We start from the raw sequence: 19,862 nt of genomic DNA, 5'->3' as shown, positions 1-19,862 counted from the left end.
TCCATGCGCATTCTTACCATTTGTGCCTACACCTGGTCAATCGGCGGTCCGGCAAAGTTTATTTACGACCAGACGGAAGTTGCCCTGGCCAAAGGTCACCAGGTCGATATTCTTAGTCCGGTTTCGCCCGGCGATGAGGTGTATCCGGCTCCGCCCGGCGCACGGGTGATTACCTGCCTGCGTACTACGCCCATCAGCCGGTTTTTCCGGGAGTTTTCGGTAGCGCTATACCAGTTTCTGAGAGCGCATATTCACGACTACGACATTATTCTTTGCCACGGGCTGTGGCATTTCGGCAGCATCGCGCCGTTTCTGCTCGACCGTACCATTCCTAAGGTGGTCACCATTCACGGGCTCCTCGACCCCTGGGCTTACCGGCAGGGGTACTGGAAAAAGCAACTCATGTCGGTGCTGCTGCAAAAGCGGCTGCTGCGCCGGGCCGACCTGATCCACGTGCTGACCCCCGACGAACAGCAGGATCTGCTCCGCTTCCTCGGCCGTCCCCATCCAAATGTAGCCGTTATTCCTAATGGGATTCGGGTTGCCGACTTTGCCGAGCTACCACCCAAAGGCACGTTTCGGCGGCAGTTTAACCTGCCGGACAACAAGCACATCGTACTCTTCATGAGCCGCTTGAATTATAAAAAAGGCCTTGATCTGTTGCTGCCCGCTTTTCAGCGTTACATCCAGGAGGCTGGCACTGCCGTACTGGTACTGGCCGGTCCGGACGACGGCTACCAGCAAACGGCTCAGGCCTTTATTAATCAGCACAATCTGGCCGACCAAATCCGGATGGTGGGTATGCTGACCGGAGAAACCAAGAAGGCCGCCCTGGCCGATGCCGACATTTTTGTGCTGCCCTCCTATTCGGAAGGATTCTCGATGGTGGTGCTGGAAGCAATGGCCGCCGGTGTTCCCACCCTGCTCTCAGATCGGGTAGGATTCGCAGCCGCTATCCGGCAGCAGGAAGCCGCCTGCCTGGTTGACCTAACTATAGATAGTGTGGCCGATGGACTAAAAAAGCTCCTGCACAACAGTACCTACCGGGAACGGACACGGCAGCAGGCGCTGCACCTGGTGCGTAATCACTATGATCTCGACGCGGTAGCCGGCCGGCTGCTGGACGAGTACCAAAAAATTCTCCGCCCATGACCGACGTATCTGTTATTATTCTAACACATAACGAAGAGAAGCATATTGCCCGTTGCCTGCAAAGCCTGCACCGGTTTACCGATAAGGTATTTATCGTAGATTCTTTTTCGAGCGACCAAACCGTGGCCATTGCCCGTAGCCTGGGCGCGCAGGTGGTGCAGAACCCCTGGGTCACATATGCCACCCAGTTTAACTTTGGTATTGAGCACACGCCCTTTCAGACCCAGTGGCTGATGCGGATGGATGCCGACGAATACGTAACGCCTGAACTGGCCGACGAAATCCGGCAGCGACTCACTACCCTACCGGCCGATATCAGCGGGGTATACGTGAAACGCCGGGTGGTATTTATGGACAAGTGGATCCGGCACGGCGGTTACTATCCGACCTGGCTGCTGCGGCTCTGGCGCCGTGGGCAGGGACTCTGCGAACAAACCTGGATGGACGAGCACATTAAGCTCACCACCGGGCAGCCCATTCAGTTTGCCTCCGATATCGTCGACCATAACCTGAACAACCTGACCTGGTGGACCCAGAAACACAACCTGTACGCTATCCGCGAGGTAATCGATTTGCTGAATATTCGGTATAACTTTGACGAAACGATCCGAGTTGATCCCCGGTTGTTTGGTACGCAGGAGCAGCGAAAACGGTATCTGAAAGTTCAGTATGCGAGTTTACCGCTGTTTACGCGGCCTATACTGTACTTCGTGTACCGTTATCTGATCCGGCTTGGTTTTCTGGACGGCCGCAAAGGGTTCGTCTGGCATTTTCTGCAGGGGCTCTGGTATCGGTTTCTGGTTGATGCCAAGCTGCTGGAAGTATACCTGCGGGCCGGCCGCGACAAAGCAGCCATTGTGACGTTTTTTAAAGAAGAATATGGAAAAGACCTTCTCCCCGACGACCAGCGGAAAAACGGACCTGTCGCGGTTCAATAACAACTGGTATCGGCCGGGGCCGGCCTGGCGAACCATTCTGTGGTTTCTGACCAACGCTGTTTTCCTCAATTCGTACCTTCCCATACCCATAGCCGTGAAGGTGGCCCTGCTGAAGCTTTTCGGGGCTCGCCTTGGTCGGTTTGTGGTGATAAAACCGGCCGTAAACATCAAATACCCCTGGTTTCTGGAGGTAGGTGACCATGTCTGGATCGGCGAAAACGTGTGGATCGACAATCTGGCACCAATCACCATCGGCAACCATGCCTGTCTGTCGCAGGGAGCTATGCTGCTGACCGGCAATCACGATTACCGCCGTTCGGCGTTCGACCTGATGGTAAAACCAATTGTGCTGGAAGATGGAGTCTGGATTGGGGCCAAAGCAGTTGTATGTCCCGGGGTTACCTGCCACTCCCATGCCGTACTGGCCGTAGGCTCCGTTGCCACCCGACCACTGGAGGCTTATGGCGTATACCAGGGCAACCCGGCGGTGTATGTAAAAAAAAGAGAGATTAAGGCGTGAAAGTATCCATCATTACCGTAGTGTTCAACGGGGCCGAAACCATCCGGAGTACGATTGAATGTATTCTTAATCAGACGTATCCGGATATCGAGTATATCGTTATTGACGGCCAGTCGACCGACGATACCGTTGCTATTATCCGGTCGTATGAGCACCGGCTCGCCCGTTTTGTGTCTGAGCCCGACAAAGGCCTGTACGATGCCATGAACAAAGGCATCGGAATGGCGACGGGCGAGGTAATCGGGTTGCTGAACGCCGACGATTTTTATCCGGATAACGAGGTCATTGCGCACGTGGTAGATCGGTTCCGGCAAACCGGCAGTGATGCAGTGTACGGCGATATTCTGTATGTAAACCGCGATAATACCCAACAGGTGAAGCGGTATTGGAAATCGGGTCTGTACCGGGAGGGAGCTTTTAAATGGGGCTGGATGCCAGGGCATCCGGCATTTTTTGTCCGCAAACGAATTTATGATCAGTTTGGCCTGTTTAACATACAGCTCCGCAGTGCGGCCGATTACGAACTGATGCTGCGTTTTATCCACAAGCACAAAATTACCCTCAGTTATCTGCCCGAGGTGCTGGTGGTGATGCGGGACGGGGGAGTCAGTAACCGTTCGCTGAAAAACCGGTTGAAGGCCAACCGGGAAGACCAACTCGCCTGGGACCTGAACGGGCTAAAACCCTATGTGTTTACCCTCTGGTTAAAACCTTTACGGAAAATTGGCCAGTTTATCAGCCGTGGACCAGGTAAACCGTAAGGTAAAAACAACATTATCTTAACCTTGATTACTTGTTAAGTACAGAAAAAATGCAATTGTTTGCATGTTAGTCTGTTTGCCATCTGCGATAAGGTCTTGTCGTTTAAGCAACCAACCCTATGAATCTTGATTTACTGCTAGCCTTTATCCAAAATAAGCTGAACGACGAATTGTTTATGCTGGGCTTCTACCAGTGTATGCTTTCGTTTCTGGTGGCTTGTTTTGTCTCGGTGGTATCGATTCCGGTCGTTATTAAAATTTCGGAGCTGAAGGCGCTTATGGAAAAACCGGGCGAACGCCGGGCGCATAAAACACCCACGCCCACCTTTGGGGGTATCGCCATCTTTGCCGCCGTGCTTATCAGCTATTTTCTCTGGCCCAGCATCGATCAGACTGATATTTACCGGACCAACCTGTCGATTGTCGGCATGACCATCCTCTTCTTTATCGGGATCAAAGATGATCTGGTCGGTATAGATCCGAACAAAAAGATTTTCTTTCAGGTCTTACCGGCGCTTATCCTGGTGTTTTTTGGTGATCTGCGCGTCGATTACCTCTACGGCATTATGGGCTTCAACCATATTGAGGAGGTCATCAGTGTAGCCCTCACCTGCTTTATTTTTATTGCCCTGACCAACGCCATTAACCTGATCGACGGCATCGACGGGCTGGCCGGCGGAGTGGCTACCCTGGCCAGCGGCACATTTGGTGCCTGGTTTCTGGTAACCAACCATTTTGCTATGGCCTGTCTGGCCTTTACCCTGGCTGGAGCCCTAATCGGCTTTCTGCGGTTTAATTTTTCAAAAACCAGCAAGATCTTCATGGGCAATACCGGCTCACTAATTATCGGGTTTCTGCTCGCGTTCTTCGCGGTACGGTTTATAAACCTGAACTCATCGTATCGTTTTGACCCAACCTCCTTCTTCGACGCACCGATTATTGCCATCGTGATCCTGATCATTCCTATTTTTGATACCCTGCGGGTATTCATGGTCCGGATTCTGGCCGGCCGGTCGCCGTTTTCGGCCGACCGCAACCACATGCACCATATTCTGCTGGACAACGGGCTGTCTCATGCCGGCGCTACCGCGCTTTTGTGCGGAACCTCACTGTTCAACATCGTCCTGTTCTTTCTGTTCCACCGCAACATAACCAATACCCAGTCGCTGATGATTCTCGGCGGGTTATTCTTCCTGTATCTGCTGGCGGGGTTTCTGCTGAAGATGCGGGCGCTCCTGGTCGCCACGCATCCCAGGCGCCGGCGGGCGCTGCTCCGGAAAGAATTTCAGAACGCCCTGGGAGGGCGCCGACTGGTCGACTACCTGTAAAGCTACCTACCCCGGATAATCCGGTAAAGCAAAACAGCCCGGCAGAAACACTGCCGGGCTGTTTTGCTTTACTATACGTTCGCGTGTTCATCAGGACACGTTCGAGCGCTCACGCTGTTCCACTTCTTCCATAATCTGTTGCTCTTCATGCAACACAATATTCCGATCGCAAAAGCGGTATCCCACCAGAAAACCCAGGCACACCAGGGTACCCATGCCGTAATCCTTCATCATAAAGCAGTTGAGGAGCATTGCTACAAAAACGAGTACTAATGTCCCCACACAAATCGTATACAACCATTCAGTTTTCATAACGTTGCGTATTAGTTGAGTAAGTTGGAGGATGGTCCAGTGCCACTTACTTCCATTCTAGTTGCACGTACCTGACGCCCGGAACGAGTTCCTCCTATAAGCAGGATCTGATGTAAAGCCTGCTGTTTACCTTACGGCAATAACCTTGCCAAAGCTGTTGTGCCAGCCGGCGCTCAGGCCGCCCGAAGCGGCTTTGACGCCCAAGTCCGGCTGTAATTTTCCAGAAAGGCATGAAGATCCTCGGCTAGGGAAGTATACGTCGTTCGGTGGATATAAGCCGTTACGCCCTGGGCATCAAGCAACTCCAGGAGGCAGTCACTACCATACTGGCTGTAGACAATAATCGGCACCTGAGCGGTTAACGTATGCTGCTGTAGAACAGACACGATATCTATCGCCGGCTGATAGCCCATATCCAGATCAATCAGGATATGAGTTGGAGGCAGTCCAATGTCCTGCAACTGCGAATCCAGGTAAGCCTGAGCAACACAGGCAAACAGGGTGAATAACCCTGTTACGATTATTCCGTGCTGATGCAAGGCTTTTACCAGCCTGGCCTGATCGTTCGGATTACCTGTAATTGCTAAGATAGGGGTCGTGTTTTCCATAATATCAAAGAGTAATGATGAGGGGGTAAGCGGATTGTACAGAGGAGAGAAATCTATTCAGGTAAACCATACCAGTCAAGCCGGTTCGTACGAAATCTATATTTTTAGGTTTGAAACGACCAAAAAACCGTCTGTTAGTATGTACATACCAACGACTAATCACCTTTACTTGTAAGTTAGACCCTAATTAAGGGCCATCTCCAAATCATTTTAGTCAAATGAAAGCCAGTACCTGTGCGCTATGTATTCGTTCGGTGAGCCGCTTTTGGCAAACAGTAACCTTTCGCTAAATCGATTGTTCGTTATTCGTACTTATGTATTTTATTTGCAGCCATACCAGCCACACCCAACTGAACATCGAACAAACGTTATGAAAGTTAAAAACGAGACGGTGCGTTTTTGTCTCATGGTGCTCTTTGCGCTAAGCCTGCTGGCCGTTCAGCATCTTACTTTTTCGCATCACATAGTCCCTCATCGGTCAGTTCCTCCGGTTATGGCTGATTTTCCGGGCGGATCGCTTTTTTTCTCGCTGGTCGCTACCTGCTCGCTGGCGCTTCTGTTTGTCATAAATGTGAAGGGAAAAGGCAATTCTCAATAGATCGATCGTCAACAGCCGGCGGTCTCATTTAATAATCTCTGTCTTTGGTTATGGTTTTATCCTCAACTTTTAACCTGGACAAATTATGTACATATGGCTACCAGCGTTACCGAGCTGCTCCGTAACAAAAAGAAAGACTTCCTTGCCATCTGACTACAAAAACAACTCGCCAATGACAGCCTGAGGGATGATGTAATGACCAATGACGAACTGCGGGCACAGTCGGAGAATCTCCTTTTCCTGAGGCTTTGTTGCATGGCTCAGTTCAGGTAACCAACCTGAGGTAGTTTAGCCGTATTTGTCGTGTAGCGACACCATATTTGTAGAAAAAAATGCTGGAAGGGGCCACTGCGCCCACAGGGAACACCAAATTCGGGTTCTAAGCCGGTGGTCACAATTTCGTGAGTACTACCTACGAATGGCTTCTGTTTGCCGGTGGCAGAGCCCAGATAATGCGATGGTACTGCGCAACTATCCAAATCCGGTTGATGGTAAGACCACAGTTGAGTTTATGCTGCCGCAGGGAAGTGAATACTCCCTGGATAATTCCGCTGGTAACCGGTTCCCGCCACTCCCGGCAGAGTCGCCGGAGTCCTAACTTTAAACCACCTGCCTGTCAGCCGATTAGCTACCCGAAACTATTTTTCTACAATCTTTTCCCTTTTTTTCTTTGATTTTTGGCAAATCGTGATTGATTTGTAAGATAAAAAGATTGAGTAGGATTATGGCCAAGCCAATTGCAATTAAAAAAGGATTTGATATAAAACTTGCAGGTAGTCCCAACAAAACGCTTTCCGACACCCCTCTATCTGAAGTAGTCGCACTCCGACCCCCGGATTTTCTGGATGTAATACCCAAAGTGTTGGTCGAAGTGGGCGACAATGTGCTGGCAGGCCAGGCGATTTATTTTGACAAGACCCGGCCTACCCTGCGGTTTACCTCGCCCGTCAGCGGGGAAGTGATTGAGGTACTCAGGGGCGAAAAACGGCGCATCCTCGAAATCCGGATTCTGCCTGATAAGGATGAGACCCGCTACGTGGAGTACATCCGGGCGAACCCCGCCAACCTGAACCGGCAGGATATTCTCCAGCAGTTGCTCGACAGTGGCTGTTGGTCTTATATCCGGCAGCGTCCGTTTTCGCTTATCGCTAATCCGCTGGATACACCTAAAGCCATTTTTGTATCGGGTTTCGATACGGCTCCGCTGGCACCGGACCTGGGGTATATCATCGGCCTGGAAAAAGAGAACTTTCTGACGGGTCTGGTCGTACTCCGGCAACTGGCCAACGGTAAGCTGCACCTAAGCTTTGGCCGCAGCCTGCCCGAAAGCCTGACCGAAGCCGAACTGGAAGCCGTTGGCCGCGTTCACTACTTCCAGGGACCGCACCCGGCCGGCAACGTGGGCGTGCAGATCCACCACATCGACCCCATTCAGAAAGGCGATGTAGTCTGGTACGTACACCCGCAGGATGTCATCATTATCGGCCGGCTGTTCCGCGAGGGACGTTACCGCGCCGACCGGATCGTGGCCCTTACCGGCAGCAGCGTCACCGCCCCCCAGTATTTCCGGATGATGACCGGCCAGCGCATCAGCAGCGTGACCGAAGGCCGGGTAACAGGTGATGCCTTTATCCGGTACATTCAGGGAAATGTGCTGACGGGGACAACCTCCGCCCCCTCCGAATTCCTGTCGTTCTACACCAACCAGCTTACCCTGATTCCGGAAGGCAACCAGCCGGAGTTTCTGGGCTGGCTACTGCCCGGCTTTGGTAAGCTGAGCCTGTCTCGCACGTTCTTCTCCTGGCTCACACCCACCCGTTCCTATAACCTCGACACCAACGAACACGGGGAGAAACGGGCTTTTGTGCTGACGGGGCAATACGATCGGGTGCTGCCGATGAACATCTACCCCGTTCATCTGCTGAAGGCCATTCTGGCCAAAGACATCGAACGCATGGAGCAGTTGGGCATCTACGAAGTTGCCGAAGAAGACTTTGCCCTCTGTGAATTTGTATGCACCTCCAAGATCGACGTCCAGCGCATCATTGCCGAAGGGCTCGAATACGCGAGGAAAGAAGGTTAAAATGTTTCAATTTCAAGGTTTCATGTTCAAGGTTGTTGGCGTATCGGCATAACCTGAAACATGGAATTTTAAACGTGAAACTATTCAAATTTCCAAACCCTCAACCGTAAAATATTGCCGTGAAAATAGCTCGTCGATTAGTAGACTCGGTCAAGCCGCATTTTGAGAAGGGCGGCCGGTTCGAGAAGTTTCATCCGGCCTTCGACGCCCTCGAAACGTTTTTGTTCGTGCCGGGCAGTACCACCCGGCACGGGGTGCATATCCGCGACGCAATGGATATGAAACGCACCATGTTTACGGTCATCATCGCCCTCATCCCAACGCTCCTGTTCGGGATGTGGAATGTGGGCTACCAGCACTACCGCGCCTACGGCATGGAGATGTCGCTATTCGACAACTTCATGTTCGGCTTCTGGAAAGTGCTGCCCATCATCATTGTCTCCTATGCCGTGGGCCTGGGCGTAGAGTTTCTGTTTGCTATTGTGCGCAATCATCAGGTCAGCGAAGGCTATCTGGTCACTGGATTACTGATTCCGCTGACCCTGCCCGTAACCATACCTCTCTGGATGGTAGCGCTGGCCGCGGTGTTCTGTACATTGCTGGGCAAAGAGATTTTTGGCGGCACGGGCATGAACTTCATGAACCCCGCCCTGCTGGCCCGCGCGTTTCTGTTCTTCGCGTTTCCGGCGTATATGTCGGGGGATGTCTGGACGGATCTGTCGCCCGAACCCGGCCATGCGGTGGTCGATGCCTATTCGGGTGCCACCAACCTGGTCACGTTTGACACCAACTACCGCCAGATGGCCACCGTTTCCGATATGTTCTGGGGCATTGAGCAGGGCTCCATCGGCGAAACCAGCGTGTTTGCCTGCCTGCTCGGTGCGTTAATCCTGATCGTGACCGGGGTAGGAAGCTGGAAGATCATTGTCTCCTGCTTTGCCGGAGCCTGGGTTATGGGTGCCTTTCTGAACCTGGTTGCCCCTGCCGAGCTGGTCAACAACGCCATGAATGCGCCGGCCTATTACCACTGGCTGCTCGGCGGCTTTGCGTTTGGCGCGGTGTATATGGCCACCGATCCCGTTTCGGCCGCTCAGACTGAGCGCGGCAAGTGGGTATACGGCCTGCTGATTGGAGCCTTTACGGTCATCTTACGGGTCTTTAACCCGGCCTACCCGGAGGGCGTGATGCTGAGCATTCTGCTGATGAATGTCTTTGCTCCGCTGATTGATTACGTCGTTGTTGAGCAACACATCAAAAACCGCGTCAAACGTGCATAGCAACCGATACACCCTGATCTATGCCGCCGTGCTGTCTGTTCTGACGGCGGTGGTACTGGCCGTAGCCGCCGAGGGTCTCAAGCCCGCGCAGGAGGCTAATGTCGCCCTCGACAAAAAGTCGAATATCCTGCGGGCCGTGCGGTTCAGCTCCGAGCAACGGACCGATATTGAACGCGAATACAACACCCGTATTCAGGAGGTAGTCGTGGATGCAAACGGCAGCGAAAAAGCCGGCATCCGGGCGGCCGCCATCGACCTGAAAGATGAGATCGGTAAAACACCGGAAAAGCGCAATCTGCCGTTATATGTGTATTCGGCCGAAGGCGGGAAGACGTATTACATCGTACCCGTCCGGGGCGTAGGCCTCTGGGGACCCATCTGGGGATATGTATCGCTGGAAGATGATTTCAACACCATCTACGGCACTTACTTCGACCACAAAGGGGAAACCCCCGGCCTGGGTGCCGAAATTGCGGAACTGCCCTTTCAGCAGCAGTTTCAGGGCAAGAAGATCATGTCGGAAGATAACCAGTTTATCTCCGTCAACGTGGTTAAAAAGAGCGAGAAGAGCGCGGTTGGAACTGAACACCGCGTAGATGCCATCTCGGGGGGCACCATCACCTCCCGCGGCACCGATGCCATGCTGAAAAACTGCATAGCCCCCTACATGGCGTATTTCCAGAAGAAGAAAGCGAATAGAGTTTGAGGTTTGAAGTTTAACGTTTGAAGTTGGGCTGACGCACGCTTCAAGCGATAGCGCTCTTTTAACTTTAAACCTCAAACTTCAGCCCCCAAATCCAACCAAAAGATGCAAGCAGAAACCTCCCCCATTCTCACCCCAGCGCCGGTTCTGAAAGAGAAAAGACCGGCCCGGCGTCGGCTTACGCTCAGGAAAGATGACCTGCTCTCCAAAAAGGACGTCAAAGTCCTTCGCGATCCGCTCGACGACACCAACCCGATTACCGTACAGGTACTCGGTATCTGCTCGGCTTTGGCCGTAACGGTACAGATGAAGCCGGCGCTCATTATGGCGCTGGGTGTTACGTTTGTAACTGCTTTTTCCAACCTCATCATTTCCGCGATCCGGAACTCTATTCCCAATCGCATCCGCATAATTGTGCAGTTGATCGTGGTGGCTATGCTGGTGACAATTGTTGACCAACTCCTCAAAGCGTATATGTTTGACATTAGCCGGAAACTGTCGGTGTTTGTCGGCCTCATCATTACCAACTGCATTGTGATGGGGCGGCTGGAAGCCTTCGCCCTGGCGCAGCGCCCCTGGCCGGCCTTTCTGGACGGCATCGGTAATGGTCTTGGGTACGGCGTAATTTTGCTGGCCGTGGCCTTCTTCCGCGAACTGCTGGGCGCTGGTACGTTATTCGGCTATAAAGTTATCCCTCAGTTTGTGTACGATATGGGTTACGTCAACAACGGCCTGATGGTATTGCCCCCGGCCGCGCTGTTCCTGATCGGCATCTTTATCTGGTGGCAGCGCAGCCGCAACCGCAAACTCATCAACGTCTCTTAATCCTCCCCGCTATGGAACACTATCTGAATCTGTTCATAAAAGCCGTTTTTGTTGAAAACGTCATCTTTGCGTTCTTCCTCGGCATGTGCTCGTTTCTGGCCGTCTCCAAGAAAATCAAAACGGCGTTTGGTCTGGGGCTGGCGGTTATTTTTGTGATGATCCTGACCACCCCGCTCAACTACCTGATCCTGCGTTACACCCTGGGCGAAGGTGCGCTGAGCTGGATACACCCGTCGCTGGCATCGGTCGACCTCACGTTCCTGTCGTTTATCCTGTTCATTGCCACCATTGCCGGTGCCGTGCAGTTGGTGGAGATGGTGGTGGAGAAATACGCCCCGGCCCTGTACAACTCGCTGGGTATCTTTCTGCCGCTGATTACGGTAAACTGCTCCATTCTGGGGGCATCGCTCTTCATGCAGGAGCGGGAATACGGGTTTGCCGAAACGGCGGTGTTCTCCCTGGGGGCCGGCACAGGCTTTTTTCTGGCCATTGTGCTGCTGGCGGCCATCCGGGAGCGGCTGCGCTACTCCAACGTGCCCGAACCCCTGCAGGGGCTCGGTATTGCCATGATTATTACGGCCCTGATGGGACTCGCGTTTCTGAGCTTTTCCGGCATCCAACTGTAACCCAACTCGTATGCTACCCGTACTCTCTGCCAGTGTTGTCATATTCCTGCTGGTCATTATTGCCCTGGCCTTTCTGATCCTGACGGCCAAGGAACGGCTCCTGCCGCAAAAAGACGTGGCGATCATCATCAACGGTAACCAGGGCGAACCGGTTATTGTGAAGCCCGGCAGCACCCTGCTGTCGACACTGGCGGCCCAGAAGATCTTTCTGCCGTCGGCCTGTGGCGGGGGCGGCACCTGCGCCATGTGCAAATGCCAGATCTACTCGGGTGGGGGCGAAGTGTTACCCACAGAAACCAACCACCTCAACCGCCGTCAGGTGCAGGAAAAGATCCGGCTGGCCTGCCAGGTAAAGGTGAAGGAGGATATGGAGATCCAGGTGCCCGACGAGGTGTTTGGGGTCAAAAAGTGGGAATGCACCGTGGTGTCGAACGATAACGTGTCTACCTACATTAAAGAATTTGTGGTGGCCCTGCCCCCCGGCGAAAACCTGAAATTCCGCTCCGGCGATTACATTCAGGTAGACGTTCCGCAAACGTACATCGACTTCAGCACCGATCTGTACAACATTCCCGAAAAGTTCAAAGACGATTACGACAAGTTCAATATCTGGTCGCTGAAGGTGAAGGTAGAAGAGTCGTTGTTCCGGGCGTACTCTATGGCGAACCACCCGGCCGAGGGCAACATCATCATGCTCAACATCCGGCTGGCCACCCCGCCCTGGAACCGCGAGAAGAAAGCGTTTATGGATGTCCCGGCGGGTTTGTGCTCCTCGTACGTATTCTCCCGCAAACCGGGCGATAAGGTAACCATCAGCGGACCCTACGGCGAATTCCACGTTAAGCCGACCGAAAAAGAAATGATTTACATCGGCGGGGGGGCCGGTATGGCTCCGCTGCGGTCGCATATCTTCCACCTGTTCCACACGCTGAAAACAGGCCGGAAGGTATCGTACTGGTACGGTGCCCGCAGCAAACGCGAGATTTTCTACGAAGAAGATTTCCGGGCCATCGAGCGCGAGTTCCCCAACTTCCGGTTCGAGATTGCGCTGTCGGAGCCGCTGCCGGAAGATAACTGGACAGGCTACGTCGGCTTTATCCACCAGGTGGTGCTGTTCAACTATCTCGATAAACATCCCGAGCCCGAAGACATTGAATACTACCTCTGCGGGCCTCCCCTGATGCTCTCGGCCGTGCAGAAAATGCTCGACGACCTGGGCGTACCGAAAAACAACATCGCCTTCGACGACTTCGGAAGCTGATTATCCCCTCCATGACCCTTCCGTATCGTTACCTGGTTATTGCCTGTTTGCTGTTCGTACTGGGAGCCTGTCGTTTCAACCGCCGGTCGTATACCGAACTGGAAGGACAGGCCCAGGGTACGACCTTCCGCATAGTATATCTGGACCCGCAGGGACGCGATTTCAGCCAGTCGGTCGACAGTCTGTTTCGGTTGATCGACCGTAGCATGTCGCTCTGGGACAGCACCTCCACCATCAGCCGGCTGAACCGCAATGAGCCTGGTGTAAAAGCCGACGCCCACTTTGGCACTGTTTATGAACAGGCGTACTCGGTTTCGCAGGCTACCGACGGGTTATTCGACGTTACGGTAGGGCCGCTGGTGAAAGCCTGGGGGTTTAGCGTTAAGAAAGGACTGCCGCCCCCCACGGCCCGGCAAATTGATAGTCTGCGCCGGCTTATCGGTTACCAGAAGGTGAAACTCAACGGTGAGGTACTGACGAAAGCCGACCCCCGAATGCAACTTGACTTTAATGCGCTGGCGCAGGGATATACGGTGGATGTAGTTGCCGAATTTCTTCAGAAACGGGGCATTCGGAATTACCTGGTAGAAATTGGGGGCGAGGTGCGGACGCTGGGCACCAATGAGCGGAGAGAGCGGTGGCAAGTCGGCATTGATAAGCCGCTGGATACGCCCACCGAAGGGCGGCCGCTGCAAACAGTGATACCGCTAAGCGGGAAGTCACTGGCAACCTCGGGCAGCTACCGGAAGTTTGTGGTGCGCGACGGCAAAAAGTACAGCCACGCCATAGACCCGAAAACGGGCTACCCGATCACCCACAATTTGCTGAGCGTATCGGTCGTTGCCGACGACTGCATCACGGCCGACGCCTACGCTACGGCCTTTCTGGTAATGGGCCTAGAAAAAGCCATTCCGCTGGCAATGGCCAAAGGCATGGAACTTTACGGCGTATATGCCGATTCGACCGGTGCGTTTCGGGTACAGACTACGCCGGGGTTTGGTAAATAGCCGGCATTTTTTCCGGGTTGGCGCACTCCTCACCGGGCTTGCGGCCACATACACCACAAACAACATCGCTCTTGTTAAGCATGGGATTATTACCCGCGCAGGTGCCGCGAAACTCACCGCCTTTGACAAAAAGCAGGCGAACGCTGAAGAGAAAAAACGCGACCAGCATCAGCAGGCCGGATACCAGAATGACTGCAAGCATAGGTCTATGAATTGACGAATCAGGATAAAGATACACAATACCCACGAAATAATAATTTTTTGGGATTCATTTTCAATTTAAAAAGAACCGGTTAACTTAGCATTTCCCATACAGTCCCGTAACGTCCTCACTTGTTGGTTCTTAGTTTCTACACTCTAAAAACGTATACCCGTATGATATCAGTAAAAAAAATCTTGCAGAACAAAGCACAAATGGGTGTGTGTAGTGTGCGGCCCGACCATATGGTAATCGATGCGCTGAACCTGATGGCCGATTGCAACATCGGGGCCGTGGTGGTGATGGATGGTGAGGAGTTGGTGGGCATTTTCTCCGAACGCGATTACGCCCGAAAAGGCATCCGGCAGGGCCGCAAAGCCAAGAGTACGCCCGTGTCGGAGGTGATGACTCCTAAGGTATTTACGGTAACGCAGGATATGGACATTTACGATTGCATGAAGCTCTTCAGTGAAAAACGCTTCCGGCACCTGCCCGTTATGGACGACGATAAAGTGATTGGTGTGCTCAGCATCGGCGATATCGTCTCCGCCATCATGAAAGAGCAAAGCGACCATATTCAATACCTGGAGCAATACATCACCAACGCTTAAAAAGTTGTTTCAGATTCCAGGTTTCACGTTTCAGGTCAGGTTGGGTGGCGCCGACTTGAAACGTGAAACGTGAAACCTGAAACCTGAAACAATCCCCCCTACCGTAACCTTAACCCTTCTCATGGCTATTTTAATCGTTGTCGTATTTATCCTTGGATATATACTGATTGCCCTTGAACACCCGCTTAAAATTGACAAAGCGGCTTCGGCCCTGCTCACGGGTGTGCTCTGCTGGCTGGTTCTGCTGATCGGCTTTGAGCAGATGCCGGCGTTTCAGACGCTGACCGCCAGTACGGTTCCCCTCCCCCATCGCGATTCGCACGAGATCCTGAACCACGCCCTGTTTGAGCACCTGGGCGAAATTGCCGGTATTCTGTTTTTCCTGCTGGGGGCCATGACCATCGTGGAACTGGTCGACGTACACAATGGCTTCCGGACCATCACCGACCATATTGCCACCACCGACCGGGTTAAACTGCTGTGGATTATCTCCTGGGTATCGTTTTTTCTGTCGTCCGGGCTCGACAACCTCACCACCTCCATCATCATGTGCGCCCTGATCCGGCGGATTATCAAAAACAAGGATAATATCTGGCTGTTCGGCGGGTTTGTGGTAATTGGAGCCAACGCGGGCGGAGCCTGGTCACCCATTGGAGACGTTACCACGATCATGCTCTGGATCGGCGGGCAGATTTCTACGTTCCATGTGATGCAGGTATTGCTCTTACCGTCGGTGATAAGCCTGCTGGTGCCCTTGCTGATTGCCACCTTTTACCTGCGCGGCCATGTCGAAACGCCCTCCCATGCCGATAACCTGCTGCACACCAAAATTGAAACTACCCCCACCGAACAGGTTACCATGTTTGCGCTGGGCGGTATTGGGCTGGTATCCGTTCCGTTTTTCAAGAGCCTGACGCACTATCCGCCTTATATGGGCATTCTGCTGTCGGTGGGTCTGATCTGGGTCTTTACCGAGTTTCTGCACCGCGACAAAGACGACGAGAAAAAGCAGGGCCTGTCAGTAGCCGCCATGCTGCACCGCATCGACACACCCAGCATCCTGTTTTTTCTGGGTATTCTGCTGGCGGTGGGGGCCCTGGACACGTCCGGCCATCTGCGCCTGCTGGCCGCCGGCCTGGACAGCGCCGTGGGTAACATCTACCTGATCAACAGCCTGATCGGCCTCTTATCTTCTATTGTCGATAACGTACCACTGGTAGCAGCCGCTATGGGCATGTACCCCATGACCGAGTTTCCGACCGATCACGATTTCTGGAACCTGCTGGCCTACTGCGCCGGCACGGGCGGCAGCATCCTCATCATCGGCTCAGCCGCCGGCGTAGCCTCCATGGGTATTCTCAAAATTGACTTTATCTGGTACCTTAAGCGCATCTCCGGGTATGCGCTGGTTGGCTATCTGTCCGGCATCCTGGTGTATGCGCTCCTGCATTCCTTATGAGTAGTCCTCTTTTTCCTATACTCGATAAAAAGCCTGCTCCGGATGCGGAAGCGGGCTTTTCTGCTATTTATTCAGTATCTTTTTTTACGAATTGCCTCCCTGGCAACCAGGCCCTACCGGTAGTTGAGTGCAAGGGTAGCGGTAGTCAGTAACAAAGTGTTGATAAAGCCTGTTAACTTTCAGCGTGATTAACTCCTAACGAATGGATTTTACAACCATATTGCTGTTGTTGCTGACCGGCGGGGCGGGTGGCGCTATCTTTGTGACGCTGCTCAAACGCCGGGCCGGCGTAACCCAGGTCCGGAGCGACGTTACCCTGCTGCTGGAGCGTATTGAGAAAGTGTTCAAAGTGGTCATGGCCGAGGGATACTTTTCCGAGATATTCAACTACCAGGATCAGAAAAAAATCTTTTACCTGGTCGACGACCCCAAAAAAGCAATCATCATTGCGAAAGCTAAAGTACTGGTAGGCTTCGATTTCAGTAAGGTACGCTTCCGACAACCGCAAATCGGGGAGAAAAAGCTGGTCATCGACTATTTTCCGGAACCGGAGGTGTTGTCTATCGATACCGATTATAAGTTCTACGACATCTTCCCCGGCCTGCTCAATCATTTCTCCAGCGACGACTACACCAAAATTCTGGACGAAGCCAAGCAGGCCATGCACGAACGGGCCCTCCAGAGCGACCTCCCCCGCATTGCCAATAACCAGATCCAGTACATGATCTACCAGCTTTCCGACTCGATGGGCTGGCAACTGGAATTTCCCGAAAAGGAGCAGAAAAAACTGGAAGCGCTTACCCGTTACGACGGGCTGCGGGCTGATCCGAAGTTCCTGCCTGAACTGGGGCCGGGTGATGAGAACCCCGGCAAAAAGCATACTAACTAAGAACGACACTACGTTTGAACCATACCGAAGGTATACCGAACGCCCGAAATCCGTTGAATGACCCTTGATGAAAAAACTATACTCCTTTTTCTTTTTGCTGCTTTCCCTGCTCTCTGCCGTTGCCCAGGAACCAACCGGTGCCGACCTGTGTCAGGCTGGGCGGGTGCAGTATTTCGGCCGGCTGCTGGCTAACCCCCGGGCACGGATGCAGTACCCCGGCGATAATGCCATTGATGTTACCTACTATGGCCTCGACCTCACCATCACCCATACCCCCGCTTACCTGCGCGGAGCCGCTACCATCAGCCTGAAAAGCACCACCGAGAACCTAACCAGTTTTTACCTGGACCTGCAATCGGCCAACGGTAGCCTCCGGGTCGATTCGGTAAAGGCTTCCGGTCAGCGCCTTACGTTTCTGCACCAGAACAACCGGCTTACCATTACGCCACTCACGGCCTTGCGGAGCGGACAAGCCCTGACCCTGACGGTTTATTACCAGGGCGTACCCGGCAGCAGCGGCTTTGGCAGCTTTACCTTTAGCACGCACGGCCCCAACCGGGACCCCGCGATCTGGAGCCTGAGCGAGCCTTATGGAGCCAGTGACTGGTTTCCCTGCAAAGATACACCCGCCGACAAAGCCGACTCTTCGTCGGTTTCCATTACGGCCCCTGCCGTATTTGTGTCGGTATCCAACGGCACCCTGCTCGGCACCACCACCAATCCGGACGGCACCCGCACCTATCGCTGGCACAATCGCTACCCCATTGCCCAATACCTGATATCGGTGGCCATGTCCAATTACGTGCAGTATGATACCCCGTACCAGTACGGTACGGGCCAGACCATGCCGGTGCCGCATTATCTGTACCCGGAGTCTCTGGCCGCCAACCGCAGCAGCCTGGACGAGATCCCGAATATGCTGCGGGTATTTTCGCAACTTTTCGGCCCGTACCCGTTTTTGCAGCATAAGTACGGCCACGCCCAGTTCGGCTGGGGCGGTGGTATGGAACACCAGACAATCAGTTCCATGGGTGTATTCAATACCAGTATCAACGCCCACGAACTGGCCCACCAGTGGTTCGGCGACAAGATTACCTGCCGGGACTGGAACAATATCTGGCTCAACGAAGGGTTTGCCTCCTACGCCGAAGCTCTATACCAGGAGGCCATTGGCGGCCGCACGGCCTATAACAATTACATAACAAACTTTATGACCAGCGCCCGCCGGGCCACCGGAACGCTATACGTACAGGATATCAGCAACGTCAACAACATCTTCAGCAGCAACCGTACCTACGCCAAAGGCGCCGTGGTACTGCATATGCTGCGGGGGGTGGTGGGCGACAGTACCTTTGTCCGGATTTTGCGCACGTATAGTGCCAGTCCACGGGTAGCCTACGGCACGGCCGTTACAGACGATTTTCAGACTATTGCCGAGCAGGTGTACGGACAAAAGCTGGATTATTTCTTTAAAGAATGGGTGTACGGCGAAAATCACCCGACCTACAAAGTCGCTTATTCTTACAATGGCTCGTCGGCGGGGCGCCATACGGTACAGGTACGGCTGGAGCAGGCAGCGAATACCAATCCAAGCTCGTTTACCATGCCGGTCCAGATCCGGGTGCAATCGCTCGCCGGAGACACGACCGTAACCGTTTTCAACGACCAGCCAAACCAGGTGTTTACCGTACCCGCCAAAGGCCAGCCGACAGCTATTGTGCTGGACCCCAACAACTGGATTCTGAAAAACACGCCGGTAGAATATACCGCTGTTGTCACGGGCCTGCCGCAACCGGAGCCCACCTTGCTAAACATATTTCCCAACCCCGCTGCCGAAACGCTGGCGGTGGAGTTTTCGACACGTACGCCGGGTACGTGTACCCTCACGCTGGTGAATCCACTTGGGCAAACGATACGCACGCAGACGGACAGTAACCTGCCGGCCGGTCGGCATACCCGGACCCTCTCTGTACGTGATTTTCCCGCCGGGCGGTATGTATTGACCATTCTGTCGGCCGATGGACCACAGTCGGCAGCTGTACTGGTTCAGTAGGTTGCGTGCCGGATTCGCTTTTGACAAAAACAACCCTTTATATGCGAGCTGTTATTTTCCTGGCGTTCCTTTTGTGGGCCGGTAGCGTGTTTGGTCAGGATAAGCTGGGTATTGCCGGGCATAATCACCTGGCGCTGCACGTCAAAGATATTCAGGCCAGTGCCCGCTTTTACCGCGATATTATTGGCCTGACGCCCATTTCCGTACCCGACGATCTGAAAGCTATCCGGGCCTGGTTCGATATTGGAAACGGTCAACAGGTTCACCTGCTGGCCGGTCGTACCGAACCGATTACCCACGACCGCAATGGCAGTCATTTTGCGCTTTTTGTGGATAATATTAATCAATCGGAGCAGTTTCTGAAAAAGAGCAACATCACCTACCACAAGCAAGTCCGCTTCGACGGCGTGACCCAGATTTACTTCGCTGACCCCGACGGCTACCTGCTGGAGTTGAATGAAGCGAAAAAATAACCAGTAGTCTGCCCGGCAACATTCCAGGCAACGCTACCGGAAAAGAAACGCATTGCAGTTTTCGGCAACGACCGCTTTTTACGGGGTCCAGGCCAAGCCGCTGACTTGTCCAGGCGAGTCGTCTACACTTTCCGGAATGAAAAATCGGTGTAACCTTTCCCGGAAAAGATTAAAACTTC

The 19,862-nt window shown here is 53.4% G+C and carries 22 protein-coding genes; 19 read left to right on the top strand and 3 right to left on the bottom strand.

Features of this window, described 5'->3' with window-relative positions; genetic code table 11:
• Window positions 1–3 precede the first annotated feature (3 nt).
• From ABD931_RS10710 to ABD931_RS10690, 5 genes are all read left to right on the top strand, one after another.
• Window positions 4–1,152: a glycosyltransferase gene (locus tag ABD931_RS10710; protein ID WP_345266826.1), complete on the top strand. Its 1,149-nt coding sequence runs from the start codon at window positions 4–6 to the stop codon at window positions 1,150–1,152.
• Window positions 1,149–2,090 (top strand): glycosyltransferase family 2 protein, encoded by a 942-nt coding sequence (locus tag ABD931_RS10705; protein ID WP_345266825.1) that lies wholly within the window; start codon window positions 1,149–1,151, stop codon window positions 2,088–2,090. The genes ABD931_RS10710 and ABD931_RS10705 overlap by 4 nt, the downstream gene beginning before the upstream one ends.
• A complete protein-coding gene (locus ABD931_RS10700) occupies window positions 2,032–2,610 on the top strand; it encodes a WcaF family extracellular polysaccharide biosynthesis acetyltransferase (RefSeq protein WP_345266824.1) in 579 nt (192 codons plus the stop codon). The genes ABD931_RS10705 and ABD931_RS10700 overlap by 59 nt, the downstream gene beginning before the upstream one ends.
• On the top strand, window positions 2,607–3,371 hold the full coding sequence (locus ABD931_RS10695) for a glycosyltransferase family 2 protein (protein ID WP_345266823.1): 765 nt from the start codon (window positions 2,607–2,609) through the stop codon (window positions 3,369–3,371). The genes ABD931_RS10700 and ABD931_RS10695 overlap by 4 nt, the downstream gene beginning before the upstream one ends.
• A gap of 119 nt (window positions 3,372–3,490) precedes the next feature.
• Window positions 3,491–4,699, top strand: a complete 1,209-nt coding sequence (locus ABD931_RS10690; protein ID WP_345266822.1) for an MraY family glycosyltransferase — start codon at window positions 3,491–3,493, stop codon at window positions 4,697–4,699.
• Between the two features lie 90 nt (window positions 4,700–4,789).
• Here ABD931_RS10690 and ABD931_RS10685 read toward each other — a convergent pair whose 3' ends face one another.
• Both ABD931_RS10685 and ABD931_RS10680 read right to left on the bottom strand, forming a co-directional pair.
• Window positions 4,790–4,933 carry a hypothetical protein gene (locus ABD931_RS10685; protein WP_345266821.1) on the bottom strand — a complete coding sequence of 48 codons (144 nt, stop codon included), beginning with the start codon at window positions 4,931–4,933 and terminating at the stop codon, window positions 4,790–4,792.
• 251 nt (window positions 4,934–5,184) lie between these two features.
• Entirely contained in the window at window positions 5,185–5,619 is a 435-nt protein-coding gene (locus ABD931_RS10680; RefSeq protein ID WP_345266819.1) for an ANTAR domain-containing protein, read from the bottom strand.
• 370 nt (window positions 5,620–5,989) lie between these two features.
• On the opposite strand from ABD931_RS10680, the gene ABD931_RS10675 reads away from it, so the two are divergent.
• The 9 genes from ABD931_RS10675 (at window position 5,990) to ABD931_RS10635 (ending at window position 13,999) form a co-directional block, all read left to right on the top strand.
• The gene (locus ABD931_RS10675) at window positions 5,990–6,217 is read left to right on the top strand and encodes a hypothetical protein (RefSeq protein WP_345266817.1); all 228 of its coding nucleotides are present in this window, start codon (window positions 5,990–5,992) and stop codon (window positions 6,215–6,217) included.
• A 418-nt stretch (window positions 6,218–6,635) separates the two neighbouring features.
• Window positions 6,636–6,815: a hypothetical protein gene (locus tag ABD931_RS10670; protein WP_345266815.1), complete on the top strand. Its 180-nt coding sequence runs from the start codon at window positions 6,636–6,638 to the stop codon at window positions 6,813–6,815.
• 126 nt (window positions 6,816–6,941) lie between these two features.
• Window positions 6,942–8,300 (top strand): Na(+)-translocating NADH-quinone reductase subunit A, encoded by a 1,359-nt coding sequence (locus tag ABD931_RS10665; RefSeq protein ID WP_345266813.1) that lies wholly within the window; start codon window positions 6,942–6,944, stop codon window positions 8,298–8,300.
• A gap of 119 nt (window positions 8,301–8,419) precedes the next feature.
• A complete protein-coding gene (locus ABD931_RS10660) occupies window positions 8,420–9,577 on the top strand; it encodes an NADH:ubiquinone reductase (Na(+)-transporting) subunit B (protein WP_345266811.1) in 1,158 nt (385 codons plus the stop codon).
• Window positions 9,570–10,283: an NADH:ubiquinone reductase (Na(+)-transporting) subunit C gene (gene nqrC / locus ABD931_RS10655; protein ID WP_345266808.1), complete on the top strand. Its 714-nt coding sequence runs from the start codon at window positions 9,570–9,572 to the stop codon at window positions 10,281–10,283. Before ABD931_RS10660 ends, nqrC begins: the two co-directional genes overlap by 8 nt.
• Before the next feature lie 102 nt (window positions 10,284–10,385).
• Entirely contained in the window at window positions 10,386–11,105 is a 720-nt protein-coding gene (locus tag ABD931_RS10650; protein ID WP_345266806.1) for an NADH:ubiquinone reductase (Na(+)-transporting) subunit D, read from the top strand.
• Window positions 11,106–11,116: 11 nt separating this feature from the next.
• Complete coding sequence (nqrE, locus tag ABD931_RS10645; RefSeq protein ID WP_345266804.1) at window positions 11,117–11,731, top strand: NADH:ubiquinone reductase (Na(+)-transporting) subunit E; 615 nt, start codon at window positions 11,117–11,119, stop codon at window positions 11,729–11,731.
• A 10-nt stretch (window positions 11,732–11,741) separates the two neighbouring features.
• Complete coding sequence (gene nqrF / locus ABD931_RS10640; protein ID WP_345266802.1) at window positions 11,742–12,992, top strand: NADH:ubiquinone reductase (Na(+)-transporting) subunit F; 1,251 nt, start codon at window positions 11,742–11,744, stop codon at window positions 12,990–12,992.
• A gap of 11 nt (window positions 12,993–13,003) precedes the next feature.
• Window positions 13,004–13,999: an FAD:protein FMN transferase gene (locus tag ABD931_RS10635; RefSeq protein WP_345266800.1), complete on the top strand. Its 996-nt coding sequence runs from the start codon at window positions 13,004–13,006 to the stop codon at window positions 13,997–13,999.
• On the opposite strand, the gene ABD931_RS10630 is transcribed toward ABD931_RS10635, so the two are convergent.
• The gene (locus ABD931_RS10630) at window positions 13,977–14,201 is read right to left on the bottom strand and encodes a hypothetical protein (protein WP_345266798.1); all 225 of its coding nucleotides are present in this window, start codon (window positions 14,199–14,201) and stop codon (window positions 13,977–13,979) included. The two genes, ABD931_RS10635 and ABD931_RS10630, sit on opposite strands and share 23 nt — an antisense overlap.
• Window positions 14,202–14,374: 173 nt before the next feature.
• On the opposite strand from ABD931_RS10630, the gene ABD931_RS10625 reads away from it, so the two are divergent.
• The 5 genes from ABD931_RS10625 (at window position 14,375) to ABD931_RS10605 (ending at window position 19,683) form a co-directional block, all read left to right on the top strand.
• Entirely contained in the window at window positions 14,375–14,809 is a 435-nt protein-coding gene (locus ABD931_RS10625; protein WP_345266796.1) for a CBS domain-containing protein, read from the top strand.
• 121 nt (window positions 14,810–14,930) lie between these two features.
• Window positions 14,931–16,268 (top strand): sodium:proton antiporter NhaD, encoded by a 1,338-nt coding sequence (gene nhaD / locus ABD931_RS10620; RefSeq protein ID WP_345266794.1) that lies wholly within the window; start codon window positions 14,931–14,933, stop codon window positions 16,266–16,268.
• A 202-nt stretch (window positions 16,269–16,470) separates the two neighbouring features.
• Window positions 16,471–17,157 carry a DUF4230 domain-containing protein gene (locus tag ABD931_RS10615; protein ID WP_345266792.1) on the top strand — a complete coding sequence of 229 codons (687 nt, stop codon included), beginning with the start codon at window positions 16,471–16,473 and terminating at the stop codon, window positions 17,155–17,157.
• Window positions 17,158–17,224: 67 nt separating this feature from the next.
• Window positions 17,225–19,210 (top strand): M1 family aminopeptidase, encoded by a 1,986-nt coding sequence (locus tag ABD931_RS10610; RefSeq protein WP_345266790.1) that lies wholly within the window; start codon window positions 17,225–17,227, stop codon window positions 19,208–19,210.
• Between the two features lie 41 nt (window positions 19,211–19,251).
• The gene (locus tag ABD931_RS10605) at window positions 19,252–19,683 is read left to right on the top strand and encodes a VOC family protein (RefSeq protein WP_345266788.1); all 432 of its coding nucleotides are present in this window, start codon (window positions 19,252–19,254) and stop codon (window positions 19,681–19,683) included.
• Window positions 19,684–19,862 lie beyond the last annotated feature (179 nt).

The organism is Nibrella viscosa (assembly GCF_039541875.1).
In the GTDB taxonomy this organism is placed as follows: Bacteria; Bacteroidota; Bacteroidia; order Cytophagales; family Spirosomataceae; genus Nibrella; species Nibrella viscosa.
Note: the sequence above shows the minus strand (reverse complement) of the source record. Positions and strands in the feature narration are given on the sequence as shown.